At 44.2% G+C, this 17953-nt stretch carries 18 protein-coding genes and 1 pseudogene; 9 read left to right on the top strand and 10 right to left on the bottom strand.

The features are described 5' to 3' along the window. Positions 1-22 precede the first annotated feature (22 nt). The 7 genes from BS614_RS28705 to BS614_RS28680 all read right to left on the bottom strand — a co-directional run bounded on the left by BS614_RS28705 (position 23) and on the right by BS614_RS28680 (position 4439). Positions 23-703: a sensor histidine kinase gene (locus BS614_RS28705; RefSeq protein ID WP_342351880.1), complete on the bottom strand. Its 681-nt coding sequence runs from the start codon at positions 701-703 to the stop codon at positions 23-25. Continuing rightward, positions 694-1122, bottom strand: a complete 429-nt coding sequence (locus BS614_RS32495) for a HAMP domain-containing protein (RefSeq protein WP_342351879.1) — start codon at positions 1120-1122, stop codon at positions 694-696. Before BS614_RS32495 ends, BS614_RS28705 begins: the two co-directional genes overlap by 10 nt. Beyond that, complete coding sequence (locus BS614_RS28700) at positions 1115-1795, bottom strand: response regulator transcription factor (protein ID WP_074096405.1); 681 nt, start codon at positions 1793-1795, stop codon at positions 1115-1117. Before BS614_RS28700 ends, BS614_RS32495 begins: the two co-directional genes overlap by 8 nt. 57 nt (positions 1796-1852) lie before the next feature. Next, positions 1853-2419, bottom strand: a complete 567-nt coding sequence (locus tag BS614_RS28695; RefSeq protein ID WP_074096404.1) for a class I SAM-dependent methyltransferase — start codon at positions 2417-2419, stop codon at positions 1853-1855. 44 nt (positions 2420-2463) lie between these two features. Further along, positions 2464-2967 (bottom strand): DedA family protein, encoded by a 504-nt coding sequence (locus BS614_RS28690; RefSeq protein WP_074096403.1) that lies wholly within the window; start codon positions 2965-2967, stop codon positions 2464-2466. Between the two features lie 171 nt (positions 2968-3138). Next, positions 3139-3495 carry a histidine kinase dimerization/phospho-acceptor domain-containing protein gene (locus tag BS614_RS31890; RefSeq protein WP_167544433.1) on the bottom strand — a complete coding sequence of 119 codons (357 nt, stop codon included), beginning with the start codon at positions 3493-3495 and terminating at the stop codon, positions 3139-3141. 296 nt (positions 3496-3791) lie between these two features. After that, the gene (locus BS614_RS28680) at positions 3792-4439 is read right to left on the bottom strand and encodes a phosphatase PAP2 family protein (protein ID WP_074096401.1); all 648 of its coding nucleotides are present in this window, start codon (positions 4437-4439) and stop codon (positions 3792-3794) included. A 704-nt stretch (positions 4440-5143) separates the two neighbouring features. Between BS614_RS28680 and BS614_RS28675 the strand changes: the two genes are divergently transcribed. Together BS614_RS28675 and BS614_RS28670 are read left to right on the top strand one after the other, a co-directional pair. Next, positions 5144-5731 (top strand): sigma-70 family RNA polymerase sigma factor, encoded by a 588-nt coding sequence (locus tag BS614_RS28675; protein ID WP_074096400.1) that lies wholly within the window; start codon positions 5144-5146, stop codon positions 5729-5731. Further along, the gene (locus tag BS614_RS28670) at positions 5718-6467 is read left to right on the top strand and encodes a DUF3600 domain-containing protein (protein WP_074096399.1); all 750 of its coding nucleotides are present in this window, start codon (positions 5718-5720) and stop codon (positions 6465-6467) included. Before BS614_RS28675 ends, BS614_RS28670 begins: the two co-directional genes overlap by 14 nt. Positions 6468-6542: 75 nt before the next feature. On the opposite strand, the gene BS614_RS28665 is transcribed toward BS614_RS28670, so the two are convergent. Next, complete coding sequence (locus BS614_RS28665) at positions 6543-7418, bottom strand: AraC family transcriptional regulator (RefSeq protein WP_074096398.1); 876 nt, start codon at positions 7416-7418, stop codon at positions 6543-6545. A 108-nt stretch (positions 7419-7526) separates the two neighbouring features. Between BS614_RS28665 and BS614_RS28660 the strand changes: the two genes are divergently transcribed. Both BS614_RS28660 and BS614_RS28655 read left to right on the top strand, forming a co-directional pair. Continuing rightward, entirely contained in the window at positions 7527-8684 is a 1158-nt protein-coding gene (locus tag BS614_RS28660; protein ID WP_074096397.1) for a Gfo/Idh/MocA family protein, read from the top strand. A gap of 238 nt (positions 8685-8922) precedes the next feature. Further along, complete coding sequence (locus tag BS614_RS28655) at positions 8923-9285, top strand: AraC family transcriptional regulator (protein WP_157116239.1); 363 nt, start codon at positions 8923-8925, stop codon at positions 9283-9285. Positions 9286-9416: 131 nt separating this feature from the next. On the opposite strand, the gene BS614_RS28650 is transcribed toward BS614_RS28655, so the two are convergent. Further along, the gene (locus tag BS614_RS28650) at positions 9417-9737 is read right to left on the bottom strand and encodes a winged helix-turn-helix transcriptional regulator (RefSeq protein WP_036605715.1); all 321 of its coding nucleotides are present in this window, start codon (positions 9735-9737) and stop codon (positions 9417-9419) included. A gap of 415 nt (positions 9738-10152) precedes the next feature. Here BS614_RS28650 and zwf point away from each other — a divergent pair, with 415 nt between their 5' ends. From zwf to BS614_RS28625, 5 genes and pseudogenes are all read left to right on the top strand, one after another. Next, on the top strand, positions 10153-11607 hold the full coding sequence (gene zwf / locus BS614_RS28645) for a glucose-6-phosphate dehydrogenase (protein ID WP_074096395.1): 1455 nt from the start codon (positions 10153-10155) through the stop codon (positions 11605-11607). Between the two features lie 543 nt (positions 11608-12150). Next, on the top strand, positions 12151-13044 hold the full coding sequence (gnd, locus tag BS614_RS28640) for a phosphogluconate dehydrogenase (NAD(+)-dependent, decarboxylating) (RefSeq protein WP_017692367.1): 894 nt from the start codon (positions 12151-12153) through the stop codon (positions 13042-13044). Between the two features lie 85 nt (positions 13045-13129). Next, positions 13130-13774: a fructose-6-phosphate aldolase gene (fsa, locus tag BS614_RS28635; RefSeq protein WP_036605718.1), complete on the top strand. Its 645-nt coding sequence runs from the start codon at positions 13130-13132 to the stop codon at positions 13772-13774. A 264-nt stretch (positions 13775-14038) separates the two neighbouring features. Further along, positions 14039-14917: a sporulation protein YunB gene (gene yunB / locus BS614_RS28630; RefSeq protein ID WP_074096394.1), complete on the top strand. Its 879-nt coding sequence runs from the start codon at positions 14039-14041 to the stop codon at positions 14915-14917. Positions 14918-15073: 156 nt separating this feature from the next. Beyond that, positions 15074-16625: pseudogene (locus BS614_RS28625) on the top strand (IS1182 family transposase). 114 nt (positions 16626-16739) lie between these two features. On the opposite strand, the gene BS614_RS28620 reads toward BS614_RS28625, so the two are convergent. Beyond that, on the bottom strand, positions 16740-17810 hold the full coding sequence (locus BS614_RS28620; protein ID WP_074096393.1) for a M23 family metallopeptidase: 1071 nt from the start codon (positions 17808-17810) through the stop codon (positions 16740-16742). Positions 17811-17953: the final 143 nt, after the last annotated feature.

The following is a 17953-nucleotide window of genomic DNA, read 5'->3' as shown; positions in this document are numbered from 1 at the left end:
CATTATCAATGCTATTGATGTTTCACTGGATGTTAGAAGGCAAGCTTAGTTGGAATATAAATACGTTACGCGTATGTTTTAGTGTTAAAGTCCCCTGATGTAAATCCGCAATGTTTCTCGCAATAGAAAGTCCCAGACCGGATCCTGATTGAATACCTTCGCTATTCCTCGAATAATCCACCTTATAAAAGCGATCAAACAATCTGTTTTTTTGTTCTATCGTTAGTGGTATGCCTTTATTCTCTACTTCAATGGTAACGTGATTATGCTGCACACTCATTCGAACATGAATCGTGCCCGGTTTAAAGGAATACTTGAGTGCATTCATGAGGAGATTGTCGATGGCTCGAGCGATCTTATTACTATCCAGGGAAACCATGATTGGAGCATTAGCGAGTGTTTTTTCAATACGAATCCCATGCTCCTGAGCTAAAGGTTCGAATTCAAACAACAATTGGTTCAATAGCTGACAGAGGTCAACATTTTTTAAATCCAATTGGGTGTTCACTTCGTTAAGACGCGTATATTCAAATAAATCATCGAGTAACTTCTTCAAATGCGTTGCTTTGTTATAGGTGTTTTGGATGAAACGGTCATACTCCGCTTTGTCTTGAAATGATTCTGATTTGAGAAGCTCAATATAGCCAATTATGCTGGTAAGCGGTGTACGCAGGTCATGTGAGATGCCAGTGATTAGGTCCATCTTGATTGCTCCAATTCACGTTCTTTAGCAATCTGTTGCTTTAACTGTTCTGTCATGTGATTAATGTTGGAAGCAACGCGTCCAAGTTCATCTTGTCGATTAACGGGCACCCTGTAATTCAAATTTCCTTCAGATATGATTTGAAGCCCTTGCTCTAATGTAATGAGATCTCTCACAATTTTTCGTGTGAAAAACAAAAAAATTAACGTGAAAATTACGATGAAGATTGGTGTTAGAACATAAGGAAAGATGTAGAGAAGCGAAGGCCAATCAAATCTTTCACTAATTTTTGCGGCAGCTATGATCAACATATTATTTACACCCACAGAGCCAACAAACGAAATCAATAAACTGATCAACATTTGATATAGGATGTTAATCTGTATCTTTTTTTTAAACTGTGGTAATAGTTTAATCAATTTTATATCCCACTCCCCATACCGTTTTAATGTACTGAGGTTCCCGCGGATTTACTTCCAATTTCTCTCGCAGGTTACGAATATGAACCATCACCGTATTATCCGAATACCCATAAGGTTCTTTCCATACGGTTTCGTAAATTTTCTCGGAGCTAAATACTTGTCCAGGATGGCTGGCAAGCAACACCAGAATGGAAAACTCCAGTGGTGTAAGCGAAATGTCATTATCTTTGAGCTTCACAGAATGTTTATTTGTATCAATGACAAGGTCTTTAATCAGGATAAGTGAATTGAATTCGGCTTTGCCAATCAGTGTTTGACGTCGTAACTGAGCTTTAACGCGAGCCAGTAACTCTAATGGATTAAACGGTTTGACCATATAATCATCAGCCCCGGTAGTCAGGCCCGTGATTTTATCAATGTCTTCTTCCTTGGCGGATAGCATTATAATCGGAGTGGCTGATACTTCTCTTATTTTGAAGCAGGCTTTGATTCCGTCCATGATGGGCATCATAACATCCAGTATTACGAGTTGGACCGATGTTGTTTTGATAATATTTAGTGCTTCCTCACCATTGGCTGCTTCAATGACCTGATATCCTTCGTTACGTAAATAGACATGAATGACATCCCGGATATCGGGTTCATCATCAACAACGAGAACGGTATTCATAATTCAACACTCCTTAAAAATTAGGATAACATCAGTGTAAACGATAGTCCGGAATGTTTAAATTGTTTCCTTTTTGCGACAGACATAAACGAACGCAGGTGGGATATTCAAAGGCACTAATTCTATTTTTTCGATGATAAAGTGTTCGGATAATGTTTTTTTCATTTGAAGTGAATATTGAAAGGCGATGAATAATCCTCCAGGTTTGAGTGCCTTATAGATCTGGTCTACCAACGTATTTCTTAATTCAGGCTCAAAGTTGAAAAACGGCAATCCGCTAAAAATGTAATCCAGTTGCTGAACGCCCTCTTGATTCATGGATTCTACCAATCGAGCGGCGTCTGGATAACAGGAGAACTCCGGGTATGCCGTCTTAAGAGTATTCCTCATCGTTTCGTTCATCTCAAACAATAGGACTTTGGTGGAATCCTGTACTTGTTGATGAATATAGCGAGTGATAGGACCTGTACCCGATCCAAGCTCGGCGACTGCTTTTGCCTCTAGCCAAGAGGCTTGCTTCACCATTTTACTGGCGAGAAATCGGGAACTGGGTATGATACTGCCCACATGTTTTGGGCTTTGCAGAAAGCTTTTCAGAAATAAAATGGGTTCATTAGAATTCATATTTGTGGTTCCTCCATATATGTGATGGTATGTTATCAAACCAGTTAGAAATGGAATAATTGCAGCGTAGATAGAATGGGACCGCCGAAGTAAGTTCCTGCTGTAAAATAGGTGATGGTCCATAACAAAGCACTGGAATATGAAATGAGAGCAAATTTCCGATACTGCACGCCGCTCATTCCAATAAGCAAAGGGAGAACATAACGCACAATTGGAATGAACAAACCGATGCACATCGCCCAATTGCCACTCTTATTCAGAATCAGTTCAGCCTTGACGAAGTATTTATGATGTTGAAACTTGTGTTTTATCTTGCTTCCAAATAACTTCCCTGCAAAATAAGCAAAGGTAATGGCCGTTAATAGTCCAGATAAAATACAGAAGTATGTGATCCATGAATTGATAACTCCTGTGTGACTCAGAATGGCACCGCTGATAATCGTGATCTCATTTGGAATTGGAATCCCGAAAGGCCCTAATGAGAAGGCAAAATAAAAAATCAGATATCCATACTGATGAAGTAGCTCTAAGATCGTATTACTGATCATTGTTTTGCCTCCTCTCTTGTTGATATAGCAATCTTAATGAAAAAAACTAAGGAATTAATGAGCATAAATCTGAAGAAAATCTAAAGAATACATAAGTAAAGCTAAACAACTTACGTTTAAGAGAAAAAAGCCTTGCCAACTTACTGGCAAGACTTGAACAGGTAGAACTATTCAGACTTCCATTTCTTCTAAATTCAACTGGGTATCATGGGAAGAGAGTCGGGCATGCTGGATTAGATTATTTATTAACTTTCGTAATTGAAAGGCAGCTGTATATGTTTCTTGTACAATTCGTCTATATTCTTTCGGGTTCGTAACTGAGTTGGTCTTTAACAACTCCACATTTTGAATGATCCCTTTGAGGGGTGCGTAAAGTTCATTCGATAAACCTTCGATCCATTCCCTTTTGGCAGTCTCGCACTCATGTTCTTCGATCATCTGTTCTTGTAATTGCTCCACTATGGAATGAAGTTGAGACGAAAATTTTCTTAATTCAACAAGTTGCAGTGAAGGCACTCGATAGCTCAAGTCTCCTCCCGAGATGATGCTTATCGCGTGATCCAAAGTGGCAATTTCCTTAACGATGCGATGAGTCAGAATGAAAAAAGATATCACAAAAAACGTAGTAAAAAGGATAAGAACAAGGTATGCCAGATGCAATTGTAATAGATGCAACTTGGCTAGACGATGAACTGCGGCAAGCGGAAGCGTGCATATGAAGGTCATGAGCAAGGCTATCAGAAAACTCAAACCAGAACGGATAAGGATATGGAAACGAATACTATGTTTTTGATAAAACCAGGGGGAATCTGTCAATGTTTATCTCACTCCAATCGAGTTGATTTAACACGTGATGAGAGAGCGTGGAGGGTTGTTCCAGTCAAACGGAAACAAAGCTCTCCCACCAGAATGCCGCCTGCAATATCTACGACGACATGTTGTTTCACCAATACGGTAGACATCATAATAAGAATGGAGAGGGTGGAAGTCATCGCCCATATCGCTCGTCCAAATACATGTGTTCCTCTAAGGATCAGATAACTGGTTAGCACATGAATGCTCGGAAAACAGTTGTATGGTTGATCGTTACGGTAGATGTAATCAACCATGGTGAAAAGAAAGCCTTTCTCACCCTGGATGTTCGGGCGCTCAATCGCTGTCTGGAACAGAGCGAAGAAGATGTACGAGATCACCAGACCGCTGCAAAGTGCAATGAGCGTTTGAAAATAGGTTCGCTTGTCCTTAAAAGCAAGTGCTATTAATGCACCTGTAATGAATGGGTACCATAATACATAAGGAATGATAAAGGCCGGGATAAAAGGGATCATGGAATCCAGGGATGTTGCAAGACTATAGACATGATCCCCAGACCGATTTAGTACACCATAGAAGATATTTAAGATTGGAACGGCTGCAAGCCAAAGCAGGGAAAGCCAGGCTGATTTGGTAGAGGACGGACTGTAAAGCTTCAAATGCTCAACTCCTATACGGATTTATCAATGTATCCATAGTAGAGATAAACTCTGAAGAACTTGAGAGGGATTTTCTAAAGAATTTCTGAATATCAAGTAAAGTTTGTCTCGAAAAAGAGTGGTATGAACAGATAGCATAAAAGAAGAGCCAAGACGTCATTATGACGTCTCGGCTCTTTTTTATGTCCCATGGGAACGGATTTTTCGAAATCAGATTAATTTAGGAAGTAGAACCATCTGAATCTGATACCAGCAACAAAAAACAAAACAATCCACCCCCACAGAAACAACAAACGTAGAGGTCGTGGAATCAGTAGATATTCTGAGTACAATTTACTGAAAAAAATCATCACAGTAATAACCACCCTTACTAAGTTAATCCCTTATATCTGCTTTCGAAAGAAAAAGAGACGATAAGATAACCAATATCCCAATAAGTCTGTATATCGTGGCGTAGGCCGCGAAGTAGCTTCTGGCGATTACCAATCCGATTATCGAAATAAGATAATAGCAAAAGACCAAAGGGGATCTTATAACTCAGATGCAGAACCTCCAATTATATCAAAATTAGGTATATTATATCATTATAAACACCAGAGGACCTTTTTGTATCAGATTCAGCCATACCTACTCATTCAATAAATAAATCGAACGATATGATGCTGGCATGCCAATATATAGTGTAAGGAGGAAGGGGATGGATAATGAGTGAGCAAGATGAGTACATAGAACTTGTAACGTTAATACGGGCTGGGCATGAAGAAGCGTACGGTGAATTATATGAGAAAACAGTGACGGGGGTATATCAAACTGTGCGATTTCTCATCAAGGACAAGTCTGATGCGGAGGATGTAGTACAGGAGATTTACATTCAGGCGTATCGATCATTGGCGCGATATGATGCGGAGCGTGCTTTTCGTCCCTGGTTGATGGGGGTGACGATGCGACAGGTTCAGAGTTATCGACGCAAAAGATTGATGCAGTTTCGGTTTGGCAAGCGGATCGAAAAATCTGACGTGGGACTAGAATATGATTTTTCCACTGATCTGGTCAACAAACTGGCAAATCGTCCTTTGCTGGAACAGGTACGCCGTTTGCCGTACAAGCTGCAGCAGGTGGTCACACTTCATTATTTGAATGAATATACGCAAGAGGAGATTGCTGACATATTGGAGATTCCGCTTGGAACCGTAAAATCGCGCATACATGCGGCGCTGGCGAAGTTGAGACAGAAAGAGAAGATGAATCCAAGATTGCGGGGAAAGGTGGAGGATCTGCATGAAACTCGATGAACAGTTGCGAACAGCCTACCAGGAAGAGACCAAAGACTGGTCCGTTCCTGTGAGAATTAAACATAAAATGATGGATGGTATTCGAAGTGATTCACACATCAGAAGAAATCGAAAAAAATGGCTGGTAACTGGGCTATTGGCTGTTGTACTCATTGTTCCCACCGGAGCCTACGCAGGATACACCTATCTCGCAGACGGAATATATGGTTCGCAGGAGAATATCAAAGCTATGGGGGGAACAGCTGAGGATTATATGAGGTTGGAAGCAAAGCTGCAGACGGCCAAGGCCCATTTCAGCGAAGAAGAATTTGTTCAATATATGGACTTGCTGAAGCAATTAGGGCAAATGGCCGTGAAGTATGCCGATTCTCAGGGCAATATGCATCCAGAGCAGTGGAGTACAGTAGAGCAAGAACAATATAACCTTCTTGTAGCTGAGCTGGAACCATTTTTTGAGAAGCTGGAAGCTGTGGGTGGAAGTTCCTCCAAAAAATTGATGGACGAGGAGCAATTTTGGAAGGAACAGTTGGAACGGGCAGAGAAAACATTTACCAAGGAACAATATCGTGAGTTCAAGTCTGTCTATGAACAAATGAAAAAATACAAAGTTATGGTGATGGACAAGGATGGAAGTACCCATGAGGAACGATTGTCAGCGGAGCAGAAGGATGATTTAAGGTATCTAGAGAGACGCCTAATTCCCTATTTGAAACGCTTGGAGCTCAATGTGCGTTGAGTCTGGTGAACTGTGAAAGAGGAGCAGAAGCGGAGAAGTGAATTCTTTCGCTTCTTTCTTGTTGTTGTGATCCCATTACTTCCTCCCCTGCACCTTCAGCCGATATTGATGTGGTGTAGAGCCTGTGGTAGTACGGAATACTTTGCAAAAGTAGGAGGGGCTTGTCATACCGACACGGTGACCGATTTCAGGAACGGTGAGCGAGGAACGGGTGAGCAACACACAGGCATGACGAATGCGGGTGGCTTGAGCATAAGCAACGATGGTGGTGCCAGTCGCTTTTTTGAATACATGAGATAGATGATAGGGGGACAGATGAAGTGTATCTGCGATATGCTCCAAACGGAAAGGCTCCTGGTAGTGCTGTTCAATCCACTGCATAATGGCTTCGGCATGAGGGTGGAGTACATTTGGACTGGACGAAAGTACATCTTGGGAACGGATTTGCTGCCCGTCTTGCCACAGATAGCGAAGTTGTGCGAGCAGATCCAATACAAAGAGGCGTGTATCCTCCTCTACTTCGTGGGGAAGCAGACCTGGATACGTATCTGCATATTGTTCCATTCGTTGAACGAGTGGGGATGTGGCAGCAAGTCGGATGGGCTGAATGGGGGATTGCTTTCCCAGCAGATCCTGTATGAAGTGGTGAGTAACTCTAAATTGCGACCAATGTGTCTTCAGTAGATCAAGCTCAACCATGAGTACATTTCGAATGAAAGGCTGCTGTCTGGATACTTGAATCTGGACGTGGTGCAATTGGAAAGGTCGAAAAACCATGAGCATACCGGGTTCAAGGGAGAAAACCTGACCTTCGGTTATCAACTGCCCATATCCTTCGTGGATATAGGTTATCTCCAGCTGCGAATGAGCATGGAACACTTCGCGAGACGTAGTGTTGGATGTACGACGACAGACCAGATTAAATTGTTCTCCCAGAAAGATGGACTTCATGAATGCCTCCCTTATCATGCGCAAGATAGTTTTATTTTAGCACAAGATGAACGCATAAAAGCGCTTTATTATTGTGTATTGTGAGGGGAATAAAGGAGGTATGCAACGATGTTAAAAGTAGCGATTATCGGAGCAGGTGCAATTAGTGGAGCACATATCTCAGCATATTTGGCGTTCCCTGAGCGATGTCAGATTGTTGCTGTGGTCGATATGTACGTGGATAAGGCAGAGAAGCAAATTAACGAATATGGACTGGAAGGTGCACAAGCCGTTACGGATTACACAGAGTTACTTGCCCAAAATATTGATCTGGTATCAGTCTGCACGCCGCCGTATACACATGCTTCCATTGCGTGTGATTTTATGCAAGCAGCTGCACATGTGTTGGTTGAAAAACCGATGGCCTCATCCCTGGAGGAAGCGGATCTGATGTTGAGAGCAGCGCAAGAAAGTGGCAAGCTACTATCCGTAGTAGCACAGAATCGGTTTACAACACCGATGATGAAGCTGAAAGGTGTGCTGGACAGTAAAAGGATGGGCCCCATCGTCCATGTGCAGGTTGATTCGTTCTGGTGGCGGGGCCACAATTATTATGATCTGTGGTGGCGCGGGACATGGGAAAAAGAAGGCGGAGGCTGTACCCTTAATCATGCGGTGCATCATATTGATGCCATGCTCTGGATGATGGGACCTCCAGTGGAACTACAGGCGATGATGGCAAATACGGCACATGATAATGCCGAAGTTGAGGATATATCCATGGCGATGCTTCGCTTCCAGGAAGGGGCGCTTGGCATGATTACCAGTTCCGTCGTACATCACGGAGAGGAGCAACAGTTAATTTTTCAGGGCAAAGAAGCCCGGGTATCTGCACCTTGGAAAGTGGTTGCTTCTACCGCGCGGAATAACGGATTTCCGGAACCAAATCGAGAGTTGGAACACCAGATACAGAAGCTCGCTGACGAATTACCGGATGTTACTCATGTCGGTCACGCTGGGCAAGTTGAGAATGTGTTAAATGCTATTGAGACAGGATCTCCCCTTCTGGTGGATGGCCAAGGCGGTCGGAATACGCTTGAACTGATTGTGGGTATCTATAAGTCGGCAAGTACGGGAGAAAAGGTTGTTTTTCCACTTGGGGCGGAAGACGCGTTTTACACAAGAGAAGGAATTATGCAACATGCCGTACACTTTTATGAAAAAAAGACGACGGTGGACAACTTCGAGGATTCGAGTATTACACTCGGGAGGAAGTTGGATTCGTAGTGTTTTCCGTGAAAAGGATGCCCCTCACATAAGTGAGGATGGGCATCTTTTTTTGTACTAGGTCGATTACACCTACATCATCATAAAAAATCAATACACTTGGTTTTTCCATCCATGTAACTCGTATTCGCTTCAAGATCATAATCTCCATAGTCAGGGATTGGATCAACAGAAAGAGGGTGCAAATGTAGCGCTTTCACATTTAGCGGATTCACGTCATTTTAGACACTTGGAGAAGATGATGTGGTGGATTGAAAAGCATTTGGATTATGAGATCAGATTGGGCAAGATGGCGGCAGATGTTCACCTGTCCAAATCGTATGCTTCCCGCATTTTTCATCAAGAGACAGGTAGCAGCATTACGGATTACGTCACAGCTCGAAGGTTGAAGCAGGACTACTTACGCCTTGATATAACAACATTTTCGGTGGAGGAGATTGGCAGACGTGCCAGATTTCCGAACGGATGTATTTCATCCAATTATTTCGCAAATCTGCCGGGACGAGCCCGTTGTATTATCGGCAACAATTTGAACGGTGCAGCAAGCATTATTTTAGTTTGCAAAATAATAGCGTTATTACGTCTCTATATACACAATTAGTATTTACCGTTTGAATTAAAAAAATCCCGGCTGTGGATTGCACTAGCCAGTTGCTAAATGCGAAACTCACCTCCGGGATTACACATCGGTAACCTTCAAGCTAAATAAACATTAAGGTTTTCCTCAAGCTGTTACAGCCACTTATCAGCCCAACGTTCCACGGCGCTTAGCGCTCTCCCCAGTTCCGTGCCTTTTCGTGACAACATATATTCAGTCCGAACTGGACGTTCCGTGACCACATGGCGAACCACAAGTCCTTCTTCCTCCAATTCCTTCATTCGCTCATTTAACACACGTTTGCTCAAGTCAGGGATATAAGCGTGAATCTCACTGAAGCGTTTGGGTTCCTCCATCAACGCATGGATAATGAGGGCTACCCATTTTCGGCCAATGATCTGATAAGATTGTTCCACTTTTGTACATATTTGCTTGGCATTCTCATCATCGCTCATGATTGTACTCCTTTGATTTAGTATTGCTTGTAATATCATTAGTATACTTATTGTAACCTACTTGTCCACAGGCCATATGTGTAAAATGTCACATACCAATTGTTCTTAATGTTACCATATAAAGCGTTATCATCAAATAAAAACCCTATAAACACTGGAGTTCACAGGTTCGACACGATTATTGACGAACTGTGACGACAGGTGTAATATGGGTAACGTTAATTCAAATGGTTACAATTTATAACCTAAACACAGGTTGTGGAGAGAAGGAATGTTCCATGGTTGAATTCAGGCGTGTTATATAAACGGAGGCAAGGCGGGGAACACACCCACTTATTCCGTCTTTTGTCATGCTTGGATTTGAACATTTTGCAACATCATATACTATACTGCACAGATCACAGGAGGCACTCCAATGGATGCAATGACATTTGTCCTGTTCGGGGCAACAGGCGATTTAGCCAAACGCAAGATTTACCCTGCATTATATAACTTGTACATGGATCAGAAAATGCCGAAATCCTTCTCCGTTATCGGTTTGGGACGACGTGAATTGTCGGATACAGACTTCCAGGCGAATGTGGAAAAGTCACTTCATGAATTCTCTCGTCAGACCCCTGAAGAAGCATCTCAGGTTCGTGATTTCATTGGAGCTTTCCGTTATTGTTCTTTAAATAATACGAAGCTTGAAGATTACACCAAACTGTTGGAGTTGGTTCAACAGCGTGAACAAGAGCTTAACATTCCCGAAAACCGCATGTTCTACATGTCGGTGGCACCGGAATTCTTTGAGCCAATCGCATTAAACATTCAAGAAAGTGGCCTGGGTAACACCAAAGGCTGGAAGAAACTGATTATCGAAAAACCATTCGGACATGACCTGCAATCGGCTCGTGATCTGAACGAAAAACTGAGCAATACCTTTGCGGAAGAAGAGATCTATCGCATTGACCATTTCCTCGGTAAACCGATGGTTCAAAATATTGAGACGCTCACCTATGCAAATCCGGTAATTCAGGCGTTGTGGTCTAACCGTTATATTGCCAATGTACAGATTACGGCAAGTGAGACGGTGGGTGTTGAAGAACGTGCCGCGTATTACGATCAAAGCGGTGCCCTTCGTGACATGTTCCAAAACCATATGCTTCAGTTGCTGATGATGATTGGTTTGCATTTGCCAAAACGTTGCACACCTGAAGAAATTCAATTCAAAAAGCAAAAAATTGCTGAAGCACTTCGTCCGTTGACAAAAGAAAATATCGCTTCTGAAGTTGTTCGTGCGCAATATGCAGCAGGTGAGCTGCAAGGTTCCTCGGTTGTTGGATATTTGGACGAGCCTGGCATTCCAGCCGGATCTCAGAACGAGACCTATGTTGCCGCAAGACTTTGGATCGATGATCCATTCTGGAGCGAGGTTCCATTTTATATCCGTACAGGTAAACGCCTGGCTGAGAAATCCACCAGAATCGTTGTTGAATTCAAGTCTCCACTCAAAACGGGGCATGAATCCGAGAATACAACGGAACCTAACCTGCTTACGATTGAAATTGGTCCGGGAGAAAGTATTTCCCTTCAATTAAATGCGAAGAATCCATTGAACCATGGTGAAGTGGAACCAATGCATATGACCTTCAACTCAGGTAAACGTAACATCCCTGAGGCTTACGAGAATCTGATCTTTGATGCGATGCGTGGAGATTCCACCTTCTTCGCTCACTGGAACGAAGTGGAGCTGGCATGGCAATGGGTGCAACCGATTCAGGAAGCATTCGAAGCTGGCAGCGTGCCACTGGATACGTACAGTGCAGGTTCGCATGGACCAGAGTCAGCAGATCGTCTGACCGCAGCAGACGGCTACCGTTGGTGGTAAGTGAAACGAAAGAGTGAGCATAAGAGAACACAACAGTAAAAACAACAGTACAATCCGTTCTGCTCACCCATGAACATTTTGCACAATCCAAATGAGTTTTCCAAGTCAGCAGGATATAGAACGAGATGTTTTATTACCTTAGAGCTTGTACTCAGAAGCGAGTTGGATCGAAGGTGTAAATTGTTGATATAACACAGTATCTATTACGAATATACCGTTCCAATTTTGCATAAGCCCTTCCGGTTATGTGGCCGGAAGGCCGTGAAAATTTTTGAATATAGATTAGCTGTTCAGTTTTGAAAATGGGTTGGCTTAAACGCTGAGAATGTAGTGTAAAGGACGAAATCGATTCTGTAGAAGCAAAGCGTTCGCCTTTATCCCCGGATTTTCTCCTATATAGGAGATTCAAAAAAATCTGGGGATAACAGCGATCAAAAGAACGATTCGTTACCGGAACGGTTACTTCGCCAAACGTTAAGCACTTATTTTTAATATTGAACGCAAATAAAATTTAAACATTGTTCATAACAGGAGGATTTTGAAATGAAACTTGGACTTGTCGGATTAGGAAAAATGGGATTGAACCTGGGTAGAAACTTGATTGATCACAAACACGAAGTGGTTGCTTTTGACCTGAATGCTGAAGCAGTAAATGAAATGAAAGAATACGGCGCTGAAGGCGTATCTTCATACGCAGAGATGGTGGCTTCACTCGAATCCCCACGTGTATTGTGGATCATGGTTCCCCACAACGTAGTAGACGCTGTATTGGCAGAAGTTAGCCCATTGTTGTCCAAAGGTGACATCATTATTGAAGCGGGTAACTCCCACTACAAAGAATCTATCCGTCGTTACGAAGAGATGAAACCTAAAGGCATTCACTACATGGATGCAGGTACATCTGGCGGTATGGAAGGCGCACGTAATGGCGCATGTTATATGATCGGTGGAGACCCGGAAGCTTGGGCAATCGTTGAACCGGCATTTAAAGATACTTCCGTGGAGAATGGCTACCTGTATGCTGGTAAAGCGGGCAGCGGTCACTTCCTCAAAATGGTTCACAATGGTATCGAGTACGGTATGATGGCATCCATCGGTGAAGGTTTTGACGTATTGGAGAAAAGTGGATTTGATTTCGACTTCGAACAAGTGGCTCGCGTATGGAACAACGGTTCCGTTATCCGCTCTTGGTTGATGGAGCTGACAGAACGTGCCTTCTCCAAAGATGCAAACCTCGATGAAATTAAAGGTGTAATGCACTCTTCTGGTGAAGGACGCTGGACGGTAGAAACGGCATTTGATCTTCAAACCGCTACACCGGTTATCGCTTTGTCCTTGTTGATGCGTTACCGTTCCCTGGAAACAGATACATTCACAGGTAAAGTGGTAGCAGCATTGCGTAATGAATTTGGCGGTCACGCTGTAGAGAAAAATTAATTTTATATATAACTGTTAACATATGATGAACATCGGGTAATGACTTATACGTGTTTACGAATTCATCAAGTGGAGGTAACATATCATGAAATTTTTCTTGGATACAGGGAATGTGGAAGAAATCAAACGGATCGAACGTTTGGGTCTGGTGGATGGAGTCACGACTAACCCGTCTTTGATTGCCAAAGAAGGTCGCGTATTTAAAGAAGTCATTCAGGAGATCTGTGGCGTGGTTAAAGGCCCGGTCAGTGCTGAAGTCATCGGTCTCAAAGCCGAGGATATGTTGAAGGAAGCTTATGAAATTGCAGAATGGGCACCGAATGTAGTCATTAAATTGCCGATGACCGAAGATGGGCTGTACGCTTGTCATGAGTTGACGCAAAAAGGGATCAAAACCAATGTAACGCTGATTTTCTCCGCAGCACAGGGCCTGATGGCGGCGAAAGCCGGTGCAACATACATCAGTCCATTCGTTGGGCGCTTGGATGATATTGCGGTGGATGGTATGAAATTGATTCGTGATCTGCGTCTTATTCTGGACATGTATGATCTGCCTTCCGAGATTATCGCAGCAAGCATTCGCAATATCAAACATGTAGAGGATGCAGCCCTTTCCGGTGCGCATATTGCCACCATTCCAGGTTCGCTTCTGCCGACACTTTGGAAACACCCACTGACGGACAGCGGGATTGAACGTTTCCTGAAAGACTGGGAATCTGTTCCGAAATAAAAGGATAGACATTACCTGAATCTTTGGGTAGTCTGAACATAAAGCCTTTTGCTTTGCAGAGTAATCTGCGGGCGAAAGGCTTTTTTTATCTCTGTTTACCTAGTTTCCGATTTGCGGTTAGGTTAGCCAATGAGGAGTAATTGTCCCTTTAATGTTGTTGTTACTTTCTGTCCGGTGTCCACGTACTGTCCTTCTTTTTCGGGACAACGGTGCATAAGGTTAACATATAGCCTATAGCTCATCCCGCAGGGGAGGGACACTTCGATGATGAGAAGAAAATGGCGAAGCCGGAGACGCCGTAAGCCGCCAAGCGGCAAGCGCAAAATGTGGTTGATCATTTTATTGGTCACTGCGTTTTGTTTGATGCAGGGCTTTGCTTATGTGGATAAAAAGATGAAGCCCCCCATCATGCACTTGGCCAAGATCAGAGTGAAGCAGATTGCAACTGAAGCGATCAACAAGGCGATTACAGCACAGGTTGCAGATGGCAAAACCAACGAAGGGCTGATTGACTGGAAGACGGATACCGCAGGGAAAGTGTCCGGTTTCATGCTGAACTACAATGAGCATATGCGAATCACAGCAAGTACGATGAATATTGTGCAATCCACGCTGCAGAATGTACACATGTTAAAAGAAAAAATCCCACTGGGGCAGGCGCTGGGCAGTCCGGTGTTGGCTTCATTTGGCCCGAGTATACCGGTTCGTATTGAGCCCCAAGGTGCTGTCAAAGTGGATCTGAACACCCGTCAACAGAATGCGGGTATTAACATGATTTTGGTGGAAGTGTACATTCACATCATTGCTGAGGTCGCGGTCGTGGTGCCCTTCGACATGGAACCCGAAACGGTCGATACGGAAATCCCGATTTCCTACCTTTTGGTTGTCGGGGATGTGCCAATGTATTATTACGATAATCAGGGCAAGCCAGTGGGCAGTAACGGCAGTAATGCCCCAGCTATTGCGCTGCCATCAGGTCATACGGGTGTATCAAGCGGTAATGGAGTAACTACGAATCCCCCTGGCCAGAATCAGCAACAGACGCCGTCAGACCATTTGCAAGGGAATGAACTTGAAATTGAGCCGGATGATCTGCCTGATGTGAATGGGGGATTGCAGCTCAATAAGGACGCGCACCCATGATACACACAAATTTGAATTACTAAGCAAAGAAAGGGGCTGTCTCATAAGTCATAAAAATGGCTAGGGACAGACCTGTTTTCCAAATTGTAAAACAAAAAGAAGCCTTTCCTTGGTAAAATGGAAGTGTCGAGCAACCATTTCTAAGGAGGGCTTCTTTTGTACATTCAATATACCATGGATCAACTTTTCTTGCCAATGGATTTGGAGACAGATATCCCCGAAAATCACCTCGTTCGTGTTGTAAATGACGCAGTCAATCGCCTGAGCGATTCCATTTTCTACTCGGCGTATCCTGGCGGAGGCCGCCATAGCTATCATCCCAAAATGCTCACCAAAATCATCATCTACGCCTACACTCAGCGCATCTATTCATCCCGGCAAATCGCCAAGACTGTTCGCGAAAATATCATGTTCATGTGGCTCGCTGGGTGGCAACAACCGGATTTTCGGACCATCAATCGCTTCCGTTCCGAGCGGATGAAAGAGGTACTGGAAACGGTGTTTACCCATGTGCTGGAACTGCTGGTTCAGGAGCAATACGTGTCCATGGATCACTACTTTCTGGACGGAACCAAGCTTGAGGCGAATGCGAATCGGTACACCTTTGTCTGGAAAAAGGCTGTCGTCAAGTACCAGGCCAAGCTGCAAGAAAAAGTACATACCCTGTTCCAAACCATCGAAGCGGCCGAAAGTGAAGAAGATGCGCTCCATGCGGGTACAGACCTCCCTGAGCTCGGGGAAGCGTCTGCACTCACGGCAGAAAAGCTAGAAAAAGCCGTTGAGCAACTGGAGGAATCTTTACAAGAAAAACAAAATCGTAAAGAAAGCCGTACGCCAGTTACGCAAAGACTTGCTACCGCGGCTGCAAAAGTATGAGCACCAGATCCAAACCGCAGGGGAGCGCAATAGCTATAGCAAAACCGATCCAGACGCAACGTTCATGCGAATGAAAGAAGATCATATGCGAAATGGTCAATTGAAGCCTGGGTACAATGTGCAGATTGGAACGGAAAACCAGTTTGTTTTGGGTTACACGGTGCACCAGCGACCCACAGACACGAAATGTCTGAAGCCCCATCTCGATCATTTCGAAGAAACGCTCGGCAAAAGACCGAAGACCGTCATTGCGGATGCAGGATATGGAAGTGAAGAGAATTACAGCTATTTCGAAGAGCAAAACATCCAGGCAATCGTCAAATATGGGACGTACCACAAGGAGAAAACCAGGGCGTGGAAGCAAGCGATTGGCAAGGTGGACAACTGGAGCTATAACGAAACGGAAGATGCATGGACCTGTGCAGCTGGGAAGACGTTACATTTTCGGTATGAAAGCGAGACGGTCACGGAAAGTGGTTACACGATTCGTACCCGCCATTATCGAAGTGAAGATTGTAGTACATGTCCTCTGAAAGCAACATGCACCAAAGCCAAAGGCAATCGGGAGATCGCGATCAGTCTGACCTATATGCGGCAAAAAAACGAGATGCGGGAACGACTGCGCAGCGAGGAAGGATACACCCTTTCTGTTCAGCGCATGACGGAGCCAGAGAGTGTATTTGGACAAATCAAAAACAACCGGGGATTCCGAAGATTCCTGCTTCGCGGCTTGCAAAAAGTAAGCCTGGAGGTCGGGTGGCTTTGCCTTGCCCACAATCTGCTTAAAAAAGCCGCAATGACGGAAAAACGCAAAAAGGACAAAGCAGGATAAACCTCTGCTTTGTCCTTTTTTGAACCTATGAGTGTTATTTCTTTTTGCCGATACGCTTTTAGGGGCTTTTGAGACAGCCCCTTTTTCGCTTTGCTGATCGTGCATATCCTCGTCTCACTTGCTTTTCTTGTTCTTTTGTTTGCGTTCATCCTGTTCCCAATGTTTCAGTTGTGGATAAGGGTCGAACGACCATTCGTGCAGTCCGCTATCCCGGTAGATTCCATAGTGCAGATGTGGAGGGAATTTACCCTGTGTCCCAGGTTTCCCGTAACCCGAACTGCCAACCCAACCTACGACCTGACCGGGGATCACAACTTCACCGATGCGTGCACTTTTGTCAAAACCCGAAAGGTGGGCGTAATAGTGATAATGATTGTTCAAATCACGGATTCCGATGCGCCAGCCGCCAAACGGATTCCAGCCTTTGATTTCCACGACCCCGTAACAGGTACTGCGCACAGGTAGGCCATGCGGAGCGAAGATATCCGTTCCCTCATGAATGCGATAACCGCCCCAGCTTCTTTTTGTCCCCCAGGTACTACGATAGGAGTAGTTGGTTCCGAGCGGGACCGGAAAGGCATGTCCGAATAGATCCAGATTGTCAAAATGCTCATATAACTTCGCGAATTGCTGAATCCGTTGCACAGCACGGGAGTTGTGATAATATTCCCACAAGGCAATGTTGAAGTCCTCTTGTTTGTTTCCGTAACCTTGAATAACAGAAGCCATGCTGTACAGCACATCCTGATCATTGTTGGCATCCGCTATACCGTCTCCTGAACCATCACGTCCATATCCTTTGAAAAAAAGAATGGATTCCGGATGTTGATCCGTCTCATCGGGATTTAGCCATCCTCTCCAGGCCGGAGGGGTCATGAAGATACCCGTAAGCCGCTCCGGATGCTTGCGATCCTTTGGATGTGCACGAGTAATCGTTCGTTCATACTGATCAATGGCAGCAAGCCTGTACCAGGGAATCTGGGTCATCTGACCGATGGTTTCATATAAATGGCGACGTGCAGCGAAAATTTCTGCGGGTTTTAACTCGGCAACCTGTGGTTTGGGAGCGGCCTGGGCGGGTTCACCGTAAACTTCAACAGGCAAGAATGGGAGAAGCAGAGTACCTGCAAGTAATGTTTTGATCCAAAAGCGGCACGTGTGCCTGAAGGTCAAGCGTTGTTGCACTGGGAAGCAACCCCTTTCCATTAGAATGATACAAGGTACCCGATGAACCAAGCTAAAGGTTAGCGTTCTTCAAAAGTTCTCATTTTATCCATGTAAGCTCTTGGGGGGGAATCCAATTATACAAATTGTCCATATCGGGCATG

It is taken from the genome of Paenibacillus xylanexedens (assembly GCF_001908275.1).
GTDB classification, from domain to species: Bacteria; Bacillota; Bacilli; order Paenibacillales; family Paenibacillaceae; genus Paenibacillus; species Paenibacillus xylanexedens_A.
Note: the sequence above shows the minus strand (reverse complement) of the source record. Positions and strands in the feature narration are given on the sequence as shown.